The sequence below is a fragment of the Candidatus Poribacteria bacterium genome (assembly GCA_021295755.1).
Taxonomy (GTDB): domain Bacteria; phylum Poribacteria; class WGA-4E; order WGA-4E; family PCPOR2b; genus PCPOR2b.
Genome location: JAGWBT010000162.1, coordinates 3,204 through 3,722 on the forward strand (window position 1 = coordinate 3,204; position 519 = coordinate 3,722).

The following is a 519-nucleotide window of genomic DNA, read 5'->3' on the forward strand; positions in this document are numbered from 1 at the left end:
ACGTGTTGACATTTGGCAACACGCCCTAGCAACTTGGGCTATCTTATCTGAATTATTGCTTCCTTTCATAGATTTTCGCTGGATCAATCACCGATTTCTCGTTATGCAGTTCTTCGGTCAATACACCGTCCCGGAGTTGTGTCAAGCTGCCGCCGGCTATAGCAAACAGGAGCGAATCTTTCCGGTACTCAGCGAGACCGACCTCAAGCGCGTCTCGTGCCCGAAACCGTCGAGCCACGGCGTTACCGACCGCGCCGACCTGAACGAGTTCGCGTCCCTCCAGCATGGCTCCAAACTTGTTAAAGTCGTTGCCCACAAACCCCGGCCTGGGGCTGTAGCTGAACGCAGGGAGCGGTCGTTTTCGCCCATCCGGCTCTTGAACCCATGCGTCGACCTTCCGCCATTGCCGGTAACGCACTTGTACAAGCTGCTCGATAACGTGAAAGAAGGTACAGCGGAGATAGGGAACGCCTAGCATTAAGATGTGTGCGTCCAATTCGTAGAGTTTCCAGAAGGGAC

General features: G+C 54.3%; 1 protein-coding gene. It reads right to left on the bottom strand.

Features of this window, described 5'->3' with window-relative positions:
• Nucleotides 1-52: 52 nt before the first annotated feature.
• Nucleotides 53-519, bottom strand: a 467-nt coding sequence (locus J4G02_19765; protein MCE2396768.1) for an AAC(3) family N-acetyltransferase, incomplete at its 5' end; no start/stop codon positions are given.